This window comes from Microbacterium sp. CBA3102 (assembly GCF_007954505.1).
GTDB classification, from domain to species: Bacteria; Actinomycetota; Actinomycetes; order Actinomycetales; family Microbacteriaceae; genus Microbacterium; species Microbacterium aurugineum.
Window position 1 is genome coordinate 2,868,221 of the sequence record NZ_CP042412.1, and the last position, 17,868, is coordinate 2,886,088.

Sequence of the window (17,868 nt, forward strand, 5' to 3'; positions counted from 1 at the left end):
ACCGCGATGTCTACGTCGCCGGGGACCCGCCTGCACATTCCGATCCACCTTCGCTGGGGGGATCTGGACGCCTTCAACCACGTGAACAACACCTCGATGCTGAAGCTGCTCGAGGAGGCTCGCGTGCGGGCATTCTGGCGGGCGGGTCCCGGCGAAGAGGCGCCGTCCACCGCGGTGCTCGATTCCGGCATTGAAGAGGGCATCCTGACCCTCATCGCCCGCCAGGAGATCGAGTATCTCGCACCGGTGCCGTATCAGCGCCGACCTCTCGAAGTCCAGATGTGGTTCGGCAAGCTCGGCGGCTCCAGCGTCGAAGTCTGCTACGAAGTGCACAACGACCCCACCGCCGCGCCCCGACAGATCTACGCGCGGTCGACCGCGATCATCGTGCTCGTCGATGCGCAGACCGGGCGCCCGACCCGGCTCACCCCGGAGATGCGTGACGCCTGGGAGCCCTACGTGGGTGCACCTATCGAGTACTCCCACCGCTGAGGCTGCGGAACGGCGCGAGACCGGCGCGGCGTCAGGAGGCGTCTTCAGGGACGCGAATCATGATCTCCTGCGCGACGCTCGCCGCAAGAGAACCATCGCGTGTGTAGATCCGTCCGGTGGCGAGCCCGCGGCCACCGCGGGCGTTCGGGGACTCCTGGACATACAGCAGCCACTCATCCACACGGGCGGGACGGTGCCACCACATCGCGTGGTCCAGGCTCGCGACCTTCAACCCGGGCAACGCCCAGTACACGCCGTGTGCGCGGAGGATCGACTCCTGGATCGTCATGTCGCTGAGGTAGGCGAGCGCGGCACGGTGCAGGCGCTGATCGTCGGGGAGTGGTGCACGCAGACGCATCCACACCTCCTGGCGCGCGACACGCTGGTCATCACTCGGCAGATACAGGGGAGAGTCGACGTGCCGGATGTCGGCAGCGCGTTCGCTCAACATGCGCGTGGTGCCCTCGGGAAGGCCGTGAACGCGCTCCTCGTCCGGCGTGAGCTCCTCCGGGGAAGGGATGCCCTCCGGCATCGGCTGGGCGTGCTCCACACCGGGATCACCGTCTTGGAACGACGCGATCATCGAGAAGATCGGCACACCGTTCTGATAGGCCTGCGCCCTCCGGGTCGAGAAGGAACGGCCGTCGTGGATCCGATCGACGGCGATCGTGATTCCCTGACTCGCGTCGCCGGGGCGCAGGAAATAGCCGTGCATCGAGTGCACAGCCCGGTCTTCGGGAAGTGTGCGTTCGGCGGCGAGGAGCGCTTGCGCGAGGACTTGACCGCCGTAGATGCGTCCGCTCGGCATGGGATGCGACGAACCCGTGAAGATGTCCTCCGTGGTCCGTGCCTGCGTCGCATCGAGATCGAGGATCTCACGCAGCCGCTCGACGGTCCGGACGGCATGGTCCTCCGCGCTCATATGTTCCTTCCCCGCGACCGCACACGCCGCTCCGTTGGTAGTTTAGAACGCGTGCCGCATCACCTCCTCCTCGCCGACCCGGACACCGCGAAGGATGTCCTCACTTTCGTCGGTCGAGCGACCCGGATCACGGACGACGGGGTGCGGCTGCAGGCAGCGAACGGCGTCCTCGCTCTGACCACCGCGGCGCTGGCGCCGCACGGTCTCTTCGACCAGACTCCGACGATCCTCGCCATGCGTATCGTGCATGCTGACCCTGAACTCCGCTGCGATGTCGTCGTGGATCAGCTCACCACGACGGACGAGCAGGCCCAGCTCGCGTTCCCGGACACGGGACTATCGCCCGCGTGGGCCGGCGTCGCACCGCCCCGCTCCGGATGGGAGCAGGCCTCCGCGCTCCCGGCCTCGACGATTGCGCAGCGCGCGCAGTGGGGGATCTCCGCGGTGGCTCGGGGCGCGGGTGCAGGATCGGGCGAGGAAGCCGTCCGGGCGCTTCGCGCAGCGATCTGGGGGGAACCGGATGAGGAGCTGGGCGGACTGCCGCGTGGCATCGCCTTCGCCGCCGACGCCATGGGTTTCATCTCCGGGGACGAACAGGTGCCCGTCACCCGGTCCGGTCGGTGGACCCGGCTGTCCTTCCGCCGCGGTCATGTCCTGGTGCGAGGGCCGATCGCCTCCGGACTCACGGGCGTCCGCGACACGGGCTCCGCAGGCTGAGACGTCGACGGCGACACGCGCGGCAGACCCGAGGATCAGCTCCCGGCTGCGGCCGCACGTCCGGCTGCACGACCGCTGAAGAGACAGCCGCCCAGGAACGTGCCTTCGAGTGCACGATAGCCATGGACCCCGCCTCCGCCGAAGCCACTCGCCTCGCCTGCGGCGAACAACCCGGGGATCGGTGCGCCCTGAGCGTTCAATGCGCGACCGTCGAGATCGGTGTTGATGCCGCCGAGCGACTTCCGCGTGAGGACGTGCAGCTTCACCGCGATGAGCGGGCCGGCGCTGCGCTCTTGCAGTCGATGAGGTGCGGCGGTGCGGATGAGCTTGTCGCCGCGATAGTTCCGCATGGACCGCAGCATCGCGATCTGCGCGTCCTTGGTGAAGTCGTTCTCCACCTCACGATCCCGGGCGACCACCTCCGTGCGCACGGCGTCGATGTCGAGCAGCTCTCCGCCGGGATGGCGCTGCATCTGCTCCAGGAGTGATTCGAGATCGTTCTCGACGATGAAGTCCTCGCCCTCGTCGAGGAACGACTGCACGGGACCTGACGGACCCTTCGCGAGCCGTGAACGGAGCAGCAGCCCGACATCCTTGCCTGTCAGGTCGGGGTTCTGCTCGCTCCCGGACAGCGCGAACTCCTTCTCGACGATCTGCCGCGACGTGACGAACCAGGAGTGGTCGTGCCCTGTCGAGCGCAGATGCTCGAGGGTGCCCAAGGTGTCGAAACCCGGGTACAGCGGAACCGGCAGACGTCGTCCGGTGGCATCCAACCAGAGCGACGAGGGCCCCGGGAGGATGCGGATGCCGTGAGAGGGCCACACCGGGTCCCAGTTCGTGATGCCTTCGACGTAGTGCCACATCCGGTCACCGTTGATCAGCCGCGCGCCCGCCGCTTCGCTCACGCCGTGCATCGATCCATCGACGTAGGCCGGCACGCCGGAGAGCATGTGCGCGGGCGGCGCGCCGAGCCTCGACGGCCACGCGGCGCGGACGAGGTCGTGGTTGCCACCGATGCCGCCCGAGGAGACGATCGTGGCACCCGCTGAGATCTCGAACTCCCTGATGACCTCGCGGGTGGTCGGCTCACCCCGCTCCGCACCGCTCGATGCGAGGATGCTGCCGCGCGCACCCGTCACCGTGCCGTCCGTCACGATCAGTTCCGACACGCGGTGTCGAGGAAGCACGGTCAGGCGCCCCTCACGTTCGCCCTGCTCCACGGCAGCGGCGAACGGTGCCACGATTCCGGGTCCGGTTCCCCACGTGATGTGGAACCGTGGCACGGAGTTGCCCGGGCCGATCGCGCCGTATCCGCCCCGTTCCGCCCACCCCACGACCGGGAAGAAGCCGACGCCGCGTTCACGCAGCCAGGAGCGCTTCTCACCGGCCGCGAACTGCAGGTATGCCTCGGCCCAGCGCCGTGGCCATTCATCCTCCGGGCGGTCGAAGGCCGCATTGCCGAACCAGTCCTGCGTCGCGAGCTCGAGCGAGTCCTTGATACCGAGACGCCTCTGCTCGGGGGAGTCGATGAAGAACAGGCCGCCGAAAGACCACCAGGCCTGACCGCCCAGATTGGTGCGCGGCTCCTGATCGATCAGGATGACACGCCGCCCCGCATCCAGCGCCTCTGCGGCGGCGACGAGGCCGGACAACCCCCATCCGATCACCAGGACATCCGTGGACAGGGGCGTTGTCGTCATGAGTTCTCCGTTGATTCCTGACGTGAGCGGGTCTCGAGCGTGGGACGGTCGCCAGCTGCGGCGCCGATGCCCGACGGCTCGAATGTGTTCACCATGGCATAGGCGGCGCGCTCCAGGTAGTCCCACAGCGTCGATTCGTGCAGGGGGGACAACTGCGCCTCGTCGACGGCGGTCCTCATATGACGAAGCCAACGATCCCGGGCGTCCGGGTCGATGTGGAACGGCATGTGGCGCATCCGGAGCCGGGGATGCCCGCGGGTCTCCCCATAGGTCGTCGGTCCGCCCCAGTACTGCTCGAGGAAGAGGCGGAGCCGATCCTCTGCGGGCCCCAGATCCTCCTCGGGGTACATCGGCTTCAGCACGGGATCGAGTGCGACCTCGCGGTAGAACACGGAGACGATCCTGCGGAAGGTCTCGTGACCGCCGACCTCGTCGTAGAACGTCACTTCGGGGTACTCCCGTCGTCGGTGGGCTTCTTGCGCCGCCAGATCCCGCGATCGGGGATGACGGGAACGCCGGTGACGGCGTTCGGGCGCGTCTTGGGCGGATTCGCGCCTCGCACCCGGCGTGCGCCGTCGAGGCCGGTGGGGACGACGTCGGCCATCCGCGGGACGCTGATCTCCTTCTCGAGGAGGGCCGCGCGCAGGCGGCGGCGCAGTTCTTGCGCCACATCGTCCTTCGCATTGGCTCGGGCCTTGATCACGATGCGGACGACGAGCGCGTCGCCGTCGATGGATTCGAGGCCCCAGAGCTCCGGCTTCTCGATGATGCGGGTGCGCCACTTCGGGTCTTTCGCGAGCCCCTGTGCCGTCTCCAACATGGTGTGTTCGACCAGGTCGAGGTCGGAGTCTGCAGGAACACCGATGTCGATGATCGATCGCGCCCAGCCCTGAGACATGTTCCCGATGCGGGTGACCTCTCCGTTTCGCACGTACCAGAGGGTGCCGTTGACGTCGCGCACTTGGGTGATGCGCACGCTGACGTACTCCACGACCCCGCTCGCCAGGCCGAGGTCGACCACGTCACCGATGCCGATCTGGTCTTCGGCCACGATGAACATGCCGTTGAGCACGTCTTTCACGATGTTCTGGGCGCCGAAGCCCAATCCGGCACCGACGGCGGCCGTGAGGAGCGTCAGGGAGCCGAGGAGCGACGAGTTCAGTGCATTGACGATGAGCACGATCGCGATGACGACCAGCATCACGTTGACGATGTTCTGCAGGATCGTGCCGAGTGTCCTGGTGCGCTGCACCAGCCGCATGTCTGCGAGCGGCGAGCGCTCGAGTGCTTGCGTGTCGTCGACCGAGGCCTTGTTCTTGGCGCTGTCGACGATGCGACGCACGACCCGTCGGATGATGAGACGGAGCACCAGGCCGATCACGATGCAGCTGCCGATGATGAGTGCGACGGTGAGCGCGTTCTTGCCGACCTGCGTCAGCCAGGCGAGCAACGCTTCCACTCCATCGGGGAGGGGCGTCTCCGCGGGTGAGTCGGTGTCGGCGAAGGGGAGGATCATCAGTCACGATCCTAGCGATCGGGTCTCTGCGCGGGCTGGGTGCGGGCGCCAGACGAAAACGGAGACCATCCGTCCCCCTGTCGCCGTGTCGGTGAGGGACACGCCGAGTGCAGGACGGATGGTCTCCGTTTCAGATGCGTCGGGGATCAGTCCTCGGCGTCGCGCGCCTGCGCGGCCAGCGCGCGCTCCACATCCGCCAGGTTCTCGAGCACGAGTCGGCGGAGCGCCGGCGCCGCGTCCTGGTGGGCGGACAGCCAGGCGCGGGTCGCGTCGCGTAGCGCGATATCGGCCAGCGCCGTCGGGAAGAGTCCGACGATCAGGTACTGCGCGATCTGATAGCTGCGCGACTCCCACACCGGAAGCAGCATGTCGAAGTACGCGGGGACGAACTCGGCGAGCACCGCCGTACCTGCCGGATGCGTGAACCCGAGCGCCGCAGAGCGGACGATCGTGTTCGGAGCGTCGTCACGCTCGATCAGCGATGCCCACGCCGCCTTCTTGGACGCCGAGTCGGGAAGGGAAGCGCGTGCCTGCGCGGCGAACTCTCCGCCCTTGGCCGTGTTGTCCGAAGCGAGGGCGGCATCGATCGTCGCGGCATCCGTGGCACCGATCGTGGCGAGGCCGACGAGGAGCTGCCAGTTCAGGTCGGCGTCGACCTCCAATCCGGGCAGGGTGTCCTCTCCGGATCGCAGTCGTCCGACGATGCCTGCGTGCTCCGGGGTGACCAGGGCGTTCGCGAACGCGGTGACGAACTGCAGCTGACTGTCGCTGCCGGGCTCCGCTGCCTCTGCGAGGCTCCACAGGCCGTCGGCGACCTTGAGGCGGGCAGCCTCGCGATCAGCGGGCGCGACGTACAGCGTCGCGGCGGAGCGGAGCTGAGCGAGCGTGGTGCGCACGGTGGTCGACTCGGTCTCGCGGCCGATGTTGCCGAGCACGAGGTCGATGTACTCCGATGCACCGGTCTCGGCGTCGCGGGTCTGGTCCCAGGCGGCACCCCACACGAGCGAACGTGCGAGGGGGTCGTGGATGTCCGCCAGGTGCGCGATCGCCGTCGCGAGCGACTTCTCGTCGAGACGGATCTTCGCGTAAGCGAGGTCGTTGTCGTTCAGGAGGACGAGGTCCGGTCGGGCGAGGCCGTGCAACTCGGGCACTTCGGTGCGGTCCCCGTCGACATCGACCTCGAGGTGATGCGTGCGGGTGAGCGAGCCGTCGGTCAGCGTGTAGAAGCCGATACCGAGGCGGTGAGGACGGATCGTCGGGTAGTCCGCGGGCGCGGTCTGGGTGATGGCGAAGCGCGAGATCGTGCCGTCGTCACCCTCGGCGATGACCGGCTCGAGCGTGTTGACGCCGGCGGTCTCGAGCCACTTCTTCGACCACGTGCTCAGGTCGCGGCCGCTCGTGGCTTCGAGCTCCGATAGCAGGTCGCTCAGCTCGGTGTTGCCCCAGGAGTGCTTCTGGAAGTACTGGGATACCCCGGCAAAGAAGGCCTCGATGCCCACCCAGGCGGCGAGCTGCTTGAGGACGGAGCCGCCCTTGGCGTAGGTGATGCCGTCGAAGTTGACCTGCACGTCTTCCAGGTCGTTGATCTCGGCGACGATCGGGTGCGTCGAAGGAAGCTGGTCCTGGCGGTACGCCCAGGTCTTCTCCATGGCGTTGAATGTCGTCCATGCCTCGGTCCACTCGGTGGCCTCGGCCGTCGCGATGGTCGAGGCCCATTCGGCGAAGGACTCGTTGAGCCAGAGGTCGTTCCACCACTTCATGGTGACGAGGTCCCCGAACCACATGTGCGCGAGTTCGTGGAGGATCGTGACGACCCGGCGCTCCTTGACGGCGTCGGTCACCTTGCTGCGGAACACGTAGGTCTCGGTGAACGTGACCGCTCCCGCGTTCTCCATCGCGCCGGCGTTGAACTCCGGCACGAACAGCTGGTCGTACTTGGCGAACGGGTACGGGACGCCGAACTTCGATTCGAAGTAGGCGAAGCCCTCGCGGGTCTTGTCGAAGATGTAGTCGGCGTCGAGATGCTGCCACAGGCTCTTGCGGCCGTACACGCCCAGCGGGATGACGCGGCCGGACGCACTCGTGAGCTCCGAGAAGGTCGACTCGTACGGCCCGGCGACGAGGGCGGTGATGTAGGACGAGATCCGGGGGGTCGGCTCGAAGCCCCAGGTCGCGGTGACGTCGTCGTCGTGCACGATGGCTTCCGGCGTGGGGGAGTTGGAGATGACCTTCCACGCCGCCGGAGCGGTGACGGTGAACTGGAAGGTCGCCTTGAGGTCGGGCTGCTCGAAGACCGCGAACACACGACGTGAATCGGGGACCTCGAACTGCGAGTAGAGGTAGACCTCGCCGTCGACGGGATCGACGAAGCGGTGCAGACCCTCCCCGGTGTTCGTGTAGAGGCAATCGGCATCGACCACGAGGACGTTCTCCGCCTGGAGCCCCGTGAGCGTGATGCGGGAGTCGGCGAAGACCTCGCTCGGGTCGAGCTGCTCGCCGTTGAGGGAGATCTCGCGCACATCCCGGGCGATGAGATCGATGAAGGTGAAGCTCTCGGGCGTCGCGGTGAAGCGCACGACACTGCGAGAGCCGAAGACCTCGGCGCCCTTTGTCAGATCGAGGGCGACTTCATAGGACTGCGTGTCGATGACGTCGCGGCGCTCCTGCGCTTCGATACGGGTGAGGTTCTCTCCAGGCACAGCTGTACTCCCAGGGGTGAGGGGATGTCACCGGGGCTTGGCGCAGTTGGCGCCGACGGCAACCATGACAGCCTACGCCAGAGCGGCGAATGTCCACCCGCATCGAGGTGGACGCTCCTACGCGGCGGAGGTGAAAGGATGGAGTCGTGACTGCGATCGAGCCGAATGCTGTTCCCTTTGCCTCGCCCGGTGCCGCCGGTGGTGCACCGTACGTGACCACGCCCGTGGCCTATGACGCGATCCTCCTCGCGGGGTTCGGGGGGCCCGAAGGGCAGGAGGACGTGATCCCGTTCCTGCGGAATGTGACCCGGGGAAGGGGCATCCCCGACGAGCGGCTCGAAGAGGTCGCGCACCACTACCGTCATTTCGGTGGAGTGAGCCCGATCAACGGGCAGAACCGCGTGCTCAAGGAGGCTCTCCAGAAGGCCCTCGTCGAGCGCGGCATCGATCTCCCGGTCTACTGGGGCAACCGGAACTGGGCTCCGTATCTCGAGGAGGTTGTGAGCGAAGCCTCCGTCAACGGACACAACTCCCTGCTCGCCTTCGCGACGAGCGCCTACAGCTCCTTCTCCAGCTGCCGCCAGTACCGCGAGGACTTCGCCCGCGTGCTGGAGGAGACGGGTCTGGGAGAGACGGTCACGATCGACAAGATCCGTCCGTTCTACGATCACCCGGGCTTCGTCGAGGCCTTCGAGACCGGAGTGCGCGATGCGGTCGAGGGTTTCCTCGCCGAGGGCGTCGCGGCCACCGACATCCAGATCCTGTTCTCGACCCACAGCATCCCGACGGCCGACGCGGAACGCTCCGGAGCCCGCGACATCGAGTGGGGTGAGGGCGGCGCCTACGCCGCGCAGCACCTCGCCGTGGCCGCCTGGGTGATGGACCGCGTCCGCCGGACCGTACCCGGTGCGGAGGACGTGTCGTGGGAGCTCGTGTACCAGTCGCGGTCCGGGCCCGCCTCGCAGCCGTGGCTCGAGCCCGATGTGTGCGACGTCATCGCCGAGCTGCCGAGCCGCGGGCGCAAAGCCGTCGCGGTGGTCCCCGTCGGCTTCATGAGCGATCACATGGAGGTCCTCTGGGACCTCGACACCGAGGCGGCCGAAGCCGCGGAGGAAGCGGGTCTGTCGTTCACCCGCACTCCCACCCCGGGTGTGTCACCTGCCTTCGTCGCGGGCATCGTCGACCTGATCGAGGAGCGTCTTCAGGGCCGTCCCAACGAGGACCGACCCCACGTGACGTCGCTTCCCGGAGCGTTCGACGTGTGCCGTCCCGGCTGCTGCGAGAACGTGCGCGCGGGCTTCAAGCCGGCAGCCGCAGGCCTCGTTCCCTGACATCCCGATCGCGATCCGGCACTTCTAGGATGGGAGCCATGCGCATCCACATCGCCACCGACCACGCGGGCCTCGACTTCTCCACCCAGCTCCAGGATCATCTGCGCGCTGCGGGCCATGAGGTCGTCGATCACGGGCCGATCGAGTACGACGCCGTCGACGACTACCCGGCATTCTGCATCCGCGCCGCGCAGGCGGTCGTCGCCGATCAGCGTGCGGGTGTCGAGGCGCTCGGCGTGGTGTTCGGCGGCTCCGGGAACGGGGAGCAGATCGCTGCGAACAAGGTCGGTGGAATCCGCGCGGCCCTCGTGTGGAATCTGTCGACCGCGGAGCTCGCCCGGGAGCACAACGACGCCAACGTGATCTCGATCGGTGCGCGGCAGCACTCCTACGAGGAGGTCACGTCGTTCATCGACCGGTTCATCGAGACGCCGTTCTCCGGTGACGAGCGCCATGTCCGTCGCATCGGTCAGATCGCGGACTTCGAGCGCGACGGCTCGCTTCTCCCGGACCCCCGGGCCTGACATGCCCGAGGGGCATTCCGTCCACCGGATCGCGCGGCAGTTCGATCGGAATTTCGTCGGCAAGACGCTGAGTGCATCGAGCCCGCAGGGACGATTCGCCGAAGGAGCCGCGGTCCTCGACGGGCGGGCGGCGGTGAGCGTGCAGGCCGTCGGGAAGCAGATGTTCCTGGAGGCGGAGGGGGACATCTGGCTACGGGTGCACCTCGGTCTCTACGGGGCCTGGGACTTCGCGGGCGAGATCCTCGTCGACCCGACCATCGCGTCGGCGAACGGTCGGATGGGGCAGACGAACCAGCGGGGAACCGTCCTGGATGAACCGATCCTGGACGACGCGGGGGAGAACTCGCTGGCGTCGATCGGAGCACCTCGTCGCACGCGGGTCCACGTGCGCATGTCGGAGCAGACCAAGGGGCTCGCGGACGAGGGGCTGGAATGGCCGCCTCCGGTCGTCGGGCAGGTGCGTCTGCGCCTCATGACGGACATCACCGCCGCGGACCTGCGCGGACCGACCGCCTGCGTGCTGCAGTCGCCCGAAGAGATGCTCGCCACGATCGCGAAGCTCGGTCCCGACCCGCTGGTCGGCGATCCGGTGGAGAACGAGGAGCGTTTCGTTCGTGCCGTGCGGAAGAAGTCGACGGTCATCGCGCTGCTGCTGATGGACCAGTCGGTCGTGAGCGGTATCGGCAACGTCTACCGTGCCGAGATGCTCTATCGTCAGCGGTTGAATCCGCACACGCCGGGGCGAGACGTTCCGGAGGAGATCGTCCGGGCGCTCTGGCACGACTGGGTGCGTCTGCTCGCCATCGGCGTCGAGACCGGGCAGATGATGACCATGGACGGTCTCACCGGCGAGGACTACCGGGCGGCGATGGCCAACCGCGACGATCGGCACTGGGTGTACCACCGGGCGGGGCTTCCCTGCCGGATCTGCGGTACCGAGATCGCTCTCGAGGAGATCGGCGCGCGCAAGCTCTTCTGGTGCCCGCGCTGCCAGGCGTGAGGTCGGTTCCCCGGACACGCGGGTGGGGGTCCGCTCCGGTCTGCTTCCTGTGAATATGGTGACAGCGTCGAATACGCCGACACCGACAGGAGCCGACATGGATCTCACCAACCTCCAGACAGTTCTCGAGACCGTGAGCGGATTCATCTGGGGACCGTTCTTCCTCATCCCGTTGCTGCTGGGCACGGGTCTGTATCTCACCATCCGATTGGGAGGCCTGCAGTTCGTCCGGCTCGGCTCGGCGCTGCGACTCGGACTCTTCACGCGCAACGACCCCGGCGCCGATGGGGACATCTCCCAGTTCCAGGCCCTCACGACCGCCCTCGCCGCCACGGTCGGCACGGGGAACATCGTCGGCGTCGCGACGGCGATCGGCATCGGCGGTCCTGGCGCTCTCTTCTGGATGTGGATCACCGGGCTGCTCGGCATGGCGTCGAAGTACTCCGAGGCGTTCCTCGGCGTGCGCTTCCGCAAGACCGACGACGCGGGGGAGAAGTCCGGTGGGCCCCAGTACTACCTCGAGCGCGGCATCCGGGGTCCCTTCGGCAAGGTCCTGGCGCTCTCCTTCGCCGTGTTCGCGGTGATCGCCTGCTTCGGCATCGGCAACATGACGCAGGGCAACTCGATCGCGCAGAACCTCCAGGCGAGTTTCGACGTGCCGACCTGGGTGACGGGCATCGTCCTCACCGCGTTCGCCCTGGTGGTCCTGGTGGGCGGTATCAAGTCCATCGGGCGTGTGACGGCAGGCCTGGTGCCGATCATGATCATCTTCTACGTGCTCGGCGCCCTCTACATCCTCATCGCGAACGTGGGGGCGATCCCTGCCGCGTTCGCCCAGATCTTCTCCGAGGCGTTCACCGGCACCAGCGCTGTGGGCGGCTTCGCGGGGTCCGCGATCATCATCGCCGTACAGTTCGGTGTCGCACGCGGCATCTTCTCGAACGAGTCCGGAATGGGATCCGCGGCGATCGCCGCGGCGGCCGCGAAGACCAGCCACCCGGTGCGGCAGGGTCTCGTGTCGATGACGCAGACGTTCATCGACACGATCATCGTCGTCACGTGCACCGGTCTGGTCATCATCTCGACCGGCACGTGGAAGGAGATCGACCCTGAGACGGGCGAGCAGCTGAGTCCCGCTCTCATGACCGGGGCGGCGTTCTCCCACGGACTCCCCGGGGACTGGGGACACATCATCGTGACGCTGGGGCTGGTGATGTTCGCCGGCTCGACCATCCTGGGATGGTCCTATTACGGAGAGCGCAACGTCGAGCGACTCATCGGCCGACGTGCCGTCATGCCCTTCCGGATCATCTTCTCGCTCGTCGTGTTCATCGGGTGCACCGTGCAGCTCGGCGTCGTGTGGGCCTTCTCGGACGCGATGAACGGCCTGATGGCGCTGCCCAACCTGATCGGTCTCCTGCTCCTCTCCGGCCTGGTGGCGAGGGAGACCAAGAAGTACCTCGACAACGATCCGAAGCTGCGCGCGGATCGCGCGCAGATCGATGCCTTCATGGCCGGTACTCCGGGGTGGGAGGAGTGGAAGACGCAGGCGATCCCTGTGGTCGGGCGCCGTCGACGCTGACGCGGCGAGTGGCTCGATGTCGCGGCTCTAGGCTATTGGCATGCGACAGAACCCCAGCTTCACCCTGGCGGATGTCGACGAGATCCGCCGTGTGATCGACGCCCATCCGTGGGCCACGATCATGAGCGCGGGTGAGGGCGGACTCGTCGCTTCCCACTATGCGGTGCTCCTCGACGAGGGGCGCGATGACTTGACGATCGTCGGGCATGTCGGACGGCCGGACGATCTCATCCACGGCATGGGGGAGCGTGAGCTGCTCGTCGTCTTCCAAGGGCCGCACGGATACGTGTCACCGGGGTGGTACGGCGATGTGCCGGCGGTTCCCACGTGGAACTACACGGCCGTCCACCTCGAAGGCGTTCCCGAGATCCTCGATGCCGAGGAGAATCTCAGGGTGCTCGATCGCCTGGTCGCTCGATTCGAGTCACGCATGCCGGACCCGAGGCTGATGTGGGAGCGGCCGAACGACGCCGCTTTCGTGGAACGTCTCGCCGCGGGAACGGTGGGCTTCCGGCTCGTGCCGACACGCGTCGTCGCGAAGCGGAAGCTCAGCCAGAACAAGCCTCCGGAGACCATCGAGACGGTGATCGCCGCGCTCGACGCGGAGGGGCCCTACTCGAACCCGGCTCTGGCCGCGGAGATGCGGCGCGCGCAGGACGCACGCCGCGGAGGAGCGCAGTGACCGAACGTGGAACCGCGATCAGCACCGTCCGAGCCGCGCGGATCGCGGGTCCGGGGCGCGAGTTCCTGATCGACGATGAACCGGTCGACATCCACATCGCCGACGGGCGCATCGTCGACATCGCGCCGACCGGAGCCTTGCGTGCGGGGGGAACGGTCATCGATGTCGAAGGCGCATGGACGTTGCCGGGTCTGTGGGACAACCACGTCCACACCGTTCAATGGGCGTTGACGTCGGAGCGGGAACCGCTCGGACACGCCCGGTCGGCTGTCGAGGCGGCGCGGGCGATGCGCGATGTCGTACCGCTGGCGGACGGCCGCCGTGTGGGGACCGGCTTCCGTGATGCCCTGTGGCCCGATCGGCCGACGCAGGAAGTCCTCGATGCCGAGACCGGCGCGGTGCCGACATATCTCATCAATGCCGACGTCCACAGCGTGTGGCTGAACAGCGCGGCCTTGGCCCGGGAGGGCTTCCGGAGTGCCGATGGGATGCTCCGGGAGACGGAGGCGTTCGAGATCTCCCGACGCCTCAACGCCGTTGAGGCCGAGCACGGCGATCAGGCGATGGAGCGTGCGGGACGGCAGGCGGCCTCTCGGGGCGTCACCGGACTCGTCGACTTCGACATGGCGTGGGGCGCGGAGGCGTGGCCTCGCCGAGTTCGGAACGGATTCGCCTCCCATCGCGTCGAGTTCGCCGTCTATCCCTTCGACCTCGATCGGGCCATCGAGGCCGGCCTCCGTACCGGTGACGTCCGTGAGGATGTCAACGTCCCCGAACGCGGGCGTGGGCTCGTGCATGTCGGATCTTTGAAGATGATCACCGACGGCTCGCTGGGTACGCGCACAGCTGCGTGCTCGCACCCCTATCCCGGTGATCCCGACAACTTCGGGATGCTGACCGTGCCGGCCGAGCAGCTGGTCTCCCTGCTGACACGTGCGACGGGGGCGGGATTGGCTGTCGCCGTGCACGCCATCGGCGATCGTGCCATCACCAACGCCCTGGATGCCTTCACGACGACCGGGGCTGTCGGTTCCATCGAACACGTGCAGTTGGTCCGTCACGCGGACCTGGCGCGGTTCGCGCGCCTCGGCGTGATCGCCAGCCTCCAGCCGCAGCATGCGGTCGATGACCGGGATCTGGTGGAGCGGCATTGGGCTGAGCAGACGGCGATCGGATATCCGCTCGCCTCGCTGCACGCGGCCGGGGCGGAGCTGCGGTTCGGCTCGGACGCGCCGGTAGCGGCTCTCGATCCCTGGCATGCGATCTCCGCGGCCGTCTCCCGCACGGACGATGACCGCGCGCCCTGGCACCCCGAGGAGCGGCTCGGTGTCGAGCAGGCCATCGATGCGAGTGTTCGGACCGCGCTGCGCCCCGGCGAGCCGGCGGACATCGTCGTGTGCGGTGCGGATCCGCTCACGGCGAGCGGCGACATGCTGCGGCGGATGCCGATCAGCGCGACCCTGCTGGCGGGAAACGTCACCCATTTCGGATAGTCCGAAGTCGAACGCCGAAAGGGCCGGCCCTCCGATGACGGAGGACCGGCCCTTCGGGATGACGGGTCAGGCGGCGATGTGCGAGAGAAGGAACCAGCGGTCCTTCTCGAGGCCGCGCTGGATCTCGATCGCGACGTCCTGGCTCGTGAGGTCGACCTCGTCGAGGCCTTCGACGGCGGCCTTGACATCGACGAGGATCGCATCGATGTCGGAGATGACCGCACGGATCAGCTCGTCGGACTGCGTGAAGCCCGCCGGAACCGAGGTGGCTCCCGCCTTGTCGGCGACGGCGCTCACACGGGCGTCGATCGGAAGACCCAGGGCCACGATCCGCTCGGCGGCGGTGTCGGCGAAGTCACCGGCGTGGGCGACGATGGTGTCCAGCAGCTCGTGGACGCCGACGAAGTTCGCGCCGCGGACGTGCCAGTGGGCCTGCTTGCCGTTGACGGTCAGGGCCTGGAGGCCGAGGACGACGGGGGAGAGGAACTGGGCCGCCCCCGCAGCCACGGTCGGGTCGATGGCGGTGGTGGAAACGGTCTGTGCCTTGCTCATCCTGTGCTCCTCCTGGAACGGTTCTCTTACCTGATGAAGACAACGCTACTCAGGCTCAGACATTCCGCAAGCAAGCTGAGGCTCGGCTCACTTCCCTGTCATTCCGCGGATCTGAGGGTAGTCTCGCCTCATGACCATCGCCGTGGAAGCCTCCCTCCTCGCCCTGCCGAACAGCGCGCCGTCGGTCGATTCCACGGCATTCGTCGCCGCGGGGGCGCGCATCATCGGAGACGTCTCGCTCGCTGCAGGATCCAGCGTCTGGTACAACGCCGTGCTCCGTGGCGATTCGGCGGAGATCGTCATCGGCCCGGGGTCGAACGTGCAGGACAACGTCTCCGTCCATGTGGACGGAGGACACCCGGTCATCGTCGGTACGAAGGTGTCGATCGGACACAATGCCGTGGTGCACGGCTGCACGATCGGCGATGGATCGCTCGTCGGCATGGGGGCGGTGATCCTCAGTGGTGCGGTGATCGGTGAGGGGTGCTTGATCGCCGGCGGCGCGGTCGTCCTGGGTGGGACGGAGGTCCCCGCGGGCTCACTGGTGGCCGGTGTGCCTGCGAAGGTCCGCCGTGCGCTCAGCGAGGAGGAGCGTGCAGGCCTGATCAGCAATGCCGACGTCTATCTGGGGCACTCGCAGACGCACTCCGCAGCGACCTCTGTGTGACCTCTGCGTGACCTCGCCGAACGATAGGCTGAGGTGCGTAAGGGGCGGTGGCCAAGCTGGTTAAGGCAGTGGGCTCATAACCCAACGATCGCGGGTTCAAGTCCCGCCCGCCCTACTCTTCGCTCCCGAGGCGAGCTACCTGCGTTCGTGAGACGAACACGGGCGCGCCCGGGCCGATCCGCCGCTGTCAAGCCCCTCCCGCGCGTGACTCTGCCACGCCATTCTTCGACGGAGCGGCATCGCGTCGCAGAACGGGAGAAACCATGAGCATCGGCAGCGGAATCGCGCTCTTCGTGATCGGAGCAATCCTCGTCTTCGCGGTGAACGTCGACATCCAATGGGTCGACCTCGACATGGTCGGATACATCCTCATGGGCGCCGGAGTCGTCATATTCCTGATCGGAATCATCCTCCTCGCCCGTCGTCGTCGGACCGAGACCGTCTCACGCACGTTCGTCGACCCTGCGACCGGGGAACCGACCACTCGCCGCTCCGTCAGTTCGAGTGGCGACGAGGCGGTCTGAGGGTGGACTGGCGGTTCCGGGTGGTCGAGCCATCCGGGACCGTCAGTCGGCAGAGCCGCTCTCGAGGTGCTCCTCCACGAGGAGGATCCCTCCACTGGAGCTGGCGGAGTGAGCGAGGTCTTCGATCCACTTCCGGCTCAGTTCCGGGGACTCGGGCTCCTGGAACACGAACCGGAGCGGGATCGAGGGGTGCAGCCACAGGGTCGAGCGTCCGGGTGCATCCCCTTCCGGGTGTCGCCACGAGAGGGTGAAGCTCTCGTTGCGGCGGAGTTTGGTCGCGATGACGACCTTCAGGTGCGCGAGCGCGCGGTCGTCGATCTGGATCGGAGTCTGGGCGTCGCCGTAGTAGAGACTGCCCATCAGCGGGCGGAGGCTACGACGTCAGAGCGGATCTGGATCATGGGGACTCCTCGACGGTGTGCGCGACAGACCGGGAGGGTGCTCCGGGTACTTGAACTCTAACCACACGGCGGCGAAGCGACGGGGGCGGGAGATCGACTCGCCGTCGGATACGAAAAGATTGTTCGCCCCGTGTCACGGTCCCGTGAGCGACGGTGTGTTGCCGTACACCTCTCGGTAGGCGGCACTGAACCGCGAGGAGTTGCTGAAGCCCCAGCGACGGGAGATCTCCGTGACGGAGCGACCGTTGCCCGCGTGGAGATCACGCCGGGCGCCGTCGAGGCGTGCGCGACGCAGCGCTTCCGCAGGAGTGATGTCGAGAGCCCGACGGAATGCGTACTGCAGGCCCCTCGTCGAGATGAACGACGCCGCGGCGACATCGTCGATGGTGATCGCACGATGCGCGTTCTCGTCGATGTACGCGAGCGCCCTCCGGACGGCTGCCGGTGCCGCGGCGCGCTGGGCCGGGCGATCGAGATACTCGGAGAACGTCGTCGGGAAGGTGGCGAGGGTCATCATCAGGACGTGTCGTTCGAGCTCGGCGATCAGGAGCGGCTCTGCGGCGTCGTCGTCGAGGACTCCCTCGACATAGGAGAAAGCCCTCTCCCAGCGCTGCGCGGCGACGGCGGAGGGGGGAGCGAATCCCGTGGTGCGCAGCTTTCGTCCGTCGACCCCCGTGATCTGCGCAGCGCGGGTCTCCGCGGCGGCGCGATCGACGACGAACGCGCGGACTCGTGCAGCGCGATCCCATCTCGCCTCGACGCGGGTGCCGTCCGAGATCCACGGTCGCCCCGGGTCGAGCGAGTGGCGAGCGGACCAGACTCTGGCGTCGGGTGCGTCGACACGGCACACCAGCAACTGGTCCTGCGGTTCGGCGAGGGAGTGGATCTGTGCGGCGAGTCGGTAGTTCACGACGGCGACGCTGTCGAGGGTTTCGGAATGCCAGTCGAAGCGGAAGTGGCGAGGGTCGGCGTTCTGCAGCGACGACGAGGGGACGAACTGGTGCCACGTGGACTCCACCTGTGCGATGTCGGTGGATGTGAACTGCATGGCCGTGCTCCTTGTTCC

At 67.4% G+C, this 17,868-nt stretch carries 18 protein-coding genes and 1 tRNA gene; 11 read left to right on the plus strand and 8 right to left on the minus strand.

Annotated elements, in window-relative coordinates:
- Window positions 1-6 precede the first annotated feature (6 nt).
- Complete coding sequence (locus FGL91_RS13715) at window positions 7-492, plus strand: acyl-CoA thioesterase (RefSeq protein WP_153244094.1); 486 nt, start codon at window positions 7-9, stop codon at window positions 490-492.
- A 31-nt stretch (window positions 493-523) separates the two neighbouring features.
- Here the strand turns inward: FGL91_RS13715 and FGL91_RS13720 are convergent, their stop codons facing one another.
- Window positions 524-1,414 carry an acyl-CoA thioesterase gene (locus FGL91_RS13720; protein ID WP_153244095.1) on the minus strand — a complete coding sequence of 297 codons (891 nt, stop codon included), beginning with the start codon at window positions 1,412-1,414 and terminating at the stop codon, window positions 524-526.
- Between the two features lie 51 nt (window positions 1,415-1,465).
- Between FGL91_RS13720 and FGL91_RS13725 the strand changes: the two genes are divergently transcribed.
- Window positions 1,466-2,131 carry a hypothetical protein gene (locus FGL91_RS13725; protein WP_047523317.1) on the plus strand — a complete coding sequence of 222 codons (666 nt, stop codon included), beginning with the start codon at window positions 1,466-1,468 and terminating at the stop codon, window positions 2,129-2,131.
- A 35-nt stretch (window positions 2,132-2,166) separates the two neighbouring features.
- Here FGL91_RS13725 and FGL91_RS13730 read toward each other — a convergent pair whose 3' ends face one another.
- From FGL91_RS13730 to pepN, 4 genes are all read right to left on the minus strand, one after another.
- A complete protein-coding gene (locus FGL91_RS13730; RefSeq protein ID WP_153244096.1) occupies window positions 2,167-3,831 on the minus strand; it encodes an FAD-binding dehydrogenase in 1,665 nt (554 codons plus the stop codon).
- On the minus strand, window positions 3,828-4,319 hold the full coding sequence (locus FGL91_RS13735; RefSeq protein WP_227992075.1) for a globin: 492 nt from the start codon (window positions 4,317-4,319) through the stop codon (window positions 3,828-3,830). The genes FGL91_RS13730 and FGL91_RS13735 overlap by 4 nt, the downstream gene beginning before the upstream one ends.
- Window positions 4,274-5,347, minus strand: coding sequence for a mechanosensitive ion channel family protein (locus FGL91_RS13740; RefSeq protein ID WP_153244097.1), 1,074 nt, complete (start codon window positions 5,345-5,347; stop codon window positions 4,274-4,276). Before FGL91_RS13740 ends, FGL91_RS13735 begins: the two co-directional genes overlap by 46 nt.
- Window positions 5,348-5,493: 146 nt before the next feature.
- Entirely contained in the window at window positions 5,494-8,046 is a 2,553-nt protein-coding gene (pepN, locus tag FGL91_RS13745) for an aminopeptidase N (RefSeq protein ID WP_153244098.1), read from the minus strand.
- Between the two features lie 146 nt (window positions 8,047-8,192).
- Between pepN and FGL91_RS13750 the strand changes: the two genes are divergently transcribed.
- The 6 genes from FGL91_RS13750 to FGL91_RS13775 all read left to right on the plus strand — a co-directional run bounded on the left by FGL91_RS13750 (window position 8,193) and on the right by FGL91_RS13775 (window position 14,658).
- Complete coding sequence (locus FGL91_RS13750; RefSeq protein WP_131490987.1) at window positions 8,193-9,377, plus strand: ferrochelatase; 1,185 nt, start codon at window positions 8,193-8,195, stop codon at window positions 9,375-9,377.
- A gap of 38 nt (window positions 9,378-9,415) precedes the next feature.
- Complete coding sequence (locus FGL91_RS13755) at window positions 9,416-9,901, plus strand: ribose-5-phosphate isomerase (protein ID WP_153244099.1); 486 nt, start codon at window positions 9,416-9,418, stop codon at window positions 9,899-9,901.
- A gap of 1 nt (window position 9,902) precedes the next feature.
- The gene (locus FGL91_RS13760; protein WP_153244100.1) at window positions 9,903-10,901 is read left to right on the plus strand and encodes an Fpg/Nei family DNA glycosylase; all 999 of its coding nucleotides are present in this window, start codon (window positions 9,903-9,905) and stop codon (window positions 10,899-10,901) included.
- Between the two features lie 97 nt (window positions 10,902-10,998).
- The gene (locus FGL91_RS13765) at window positions 10,999-12,483 is read left to right on the plus strand and encodes an alanine/glycine:cation symporter family protein (RefSeq protein ID WP_047519659.1); all 1,485 of its coding nucleotides are present in this window, start codon (window positions 10,999-11,001) and stop codon (window positions 12,481-12,483) included.
- 40 nt (window positions 12,484-12,523) lie between these two features.
- A complete protein-coding gene (locus FGL91_RS13770; protein ID WP_153244101.1) occupies window positions 12,524-13,165 on the plus strand; it encodes an FMN-binding negative transcriptional regulator in 642 nt (213 codons plus the stop codon).
- Window positions 13,162-14,658 carry an amidohydrolase gene (locus tag FGL91_RS13775; protein ID WP_153244102.1) on the plus strand — a complete coding sequence of 499 codons (1,497 nt, stop codon included), beginning with the start codon at window positions 13,162-13,164 and terminating at the stop codon, window positions 14,656-14,658. The genes FGL91_RS13770 and FGL91_RS13775 overlap by 4 nt, the downstream gene beginning before the upstream one ends.
- Window positions 14,659-14,724: 66 nt before the next feature.
- Here the strand turns inward: FGL91_RS13775 and FGL91_RS13780 are convergent, their stop codons facing one another.
- Window positions 14,725-15,210 carry a Dps family protein gene (locus FGL91_RS13780; protein WP_047519653.1) on the minus strand — a complete coding sequence of 162 codons (486 nt, stop codon included), beginning with the start codon at window positions 15,208-15,210 and terminating at the stop codon, window positions 14,725-14,727.
- Between the two features lie 130 nt (window positions 15,211-15,340).
- On the opposite strand from FGL91_RS13780, the gene FGL91_RS13785 reads away from it, so the two are divergent.
- The 3 genes from FGL91_RS13785 (at window position 15,341) to FGL91_RS13795 (ending at window position 16,401) form a co-directional block, all read left to right on the plus strand.
- Window positions 15,341-15,877, plus strand: a complete 537-nt coding sequence (locus FGL91_RS13785) for a gamma carbonic anhydrase family protein (RefSeq protein WP_153244103.1) — start codon at window positions 15,341-15,343, stop codon at window positions 15,875-15,877.
- Window positions 15,878-15,918: 41 nt separating this feature from the next.
- Window positions 15,919-15,992: transfer RNA gene (locus tag FGL91_RS13790), tRNA-Ile, on the plus strand.
- Between the two features lie 148 nt (window positions 15,993-16,140).
- Entirely contained in the window at window positions 16,141-16,401 is a 261-nt protein-coding gene (locus FGL91_RS13795) for a DUF6458 family protein (protein ID WP_153244104.1), read from the plus strand.
- 42 nt (window positions 16,402-16,443) lie between these two features.
- Here the strand turns inward: FGL91_RS13795 and FGL91_RS13800 are convergent, their stop codons facing one another.
- The gene (locus tag FGL91_RS13800) at window positions 16,444-16,761 is read right to left on the minus strand and encodes a hypothetical protein (RefSeq protein WP_153244105.1); all 318 of its coding nucleotides are present in this window, start codon (window positions 16,759-16,761) and stop codon (window positions 16,444-16,446) included.
- 174 nt (window positions 16,762-16,935) lie between these two features.
- On the minus strand, window positions 16,936-17,850 hold the full coding sequence (locus FGL91_RS13805) for a helix-turn-helix transcriptional regulator (protein WP_153244106.1): 915 nt from the start codon (window positions 17,848-17,850) through the stop codon (window positions 16,936-16,938).
- Window positions 17,851-17,868: the final 18 nt, after the last annotated feature.

What these genes read in the sequence shown, in the direction of transcription:
- FGL91_RS13715 (WP_153244094.1), top strand. Translation starts at nt 7, where the DNA reads ATGTCTACGTCGCCGGGGACCCGCCTGCACATTCCGATCCACCTTCGC.
- FGL91_RS13720 (WP_153244095.1), bottom strand. Translation starts at nt 1,414, where the DNA reads ATGAGCGCGGAGGACCATGCCGTCCGGACCGTCGAGCGGCTGCGTGAG.
- FGL91_RS13730 (WP_153244096.1), bottom strand. Translation starts at nt 3,831, where the DNA reads ATGACGACAACGCCCCTGTCCACGGATGTCCTGGTGATCGGATGGGGG.
- FGL91_RS13740 (WP_153244097.1), bottom strand. Translation starts at nt 5,347, where the DNA reads ATGATCCTCCCCTTCGCCGACACCGACTCACCCGCGGAGACGCCCCTC.
- FGL91_RS13755 (WP_153244099.1), top strand. Translation starts at nt 9,416, where the DNA reads ATGCGCATCCACATCGCCACCGACCACGCGGGCCTCGACTTCTCCACC.
- FGL91_RS13760 (WP_153244100.1), top strand. Translation starts at nt 9,903, where the DNA reads ATGCCCGAGGGGCATTCCGTCCACCGGATCGCGCGGCAGTTCGATCGG.
- FGL91_RS13765 (WP_047519659.1), top strand. Translation starts at nt 10,999, where the DNA reads ATGGATCTCACCAACCTCCAGACAGTTCTCGAGACCGTGAGCGGATTC.
- FGL91_RS13770 (WP_153244101.1), top strand. Translation starts at nt 12,524, where the DNA reads ATGCGACAGAACCCCAGCTTCACCCTGGCGGATGTCGACGAGATCCGC.
- FGL91_RS13780 (WP_047519653.1), bottom strand. Translation starts at nt 15,210, where the DNA reads ATGAGCAAGGCACAGACCGTTTCCACCACCGCCATCGACCCGACCGTG.
- FGL91_RS13785 (WP_153244103.1), top strand. Translation starts at nt 15,341, where the DNA reads ATGACCATCGCCGTGGAAGCCTCCCTCCTCGCCCTGCCGAACAGCGCG.
- FGL91_RS13795 (WP_153244104.1), top strand. Translation starts at nt 16,141, where the DNA reads ATGAGCATCGGCAGCGGAATCGCGCTCTTCGTGATCGGAGCAATCCTC.
- FGL91_RS13800 (WP_153244105.1), bottom strand. Translation starts at nt 16,761, where the DNA reads ATGGGCAGTCTCTACTACGGCGACGCCCAGACTCCGATCCAGATCGAC.
- FGL91_RS13805 (WP_153244106.1), bottom strand. Translation starts at nt 17,850, where the DNA reads ATGCAGTTCACATCCACCGACATCGCACAGGTGGAGTCCACGTGGCAC.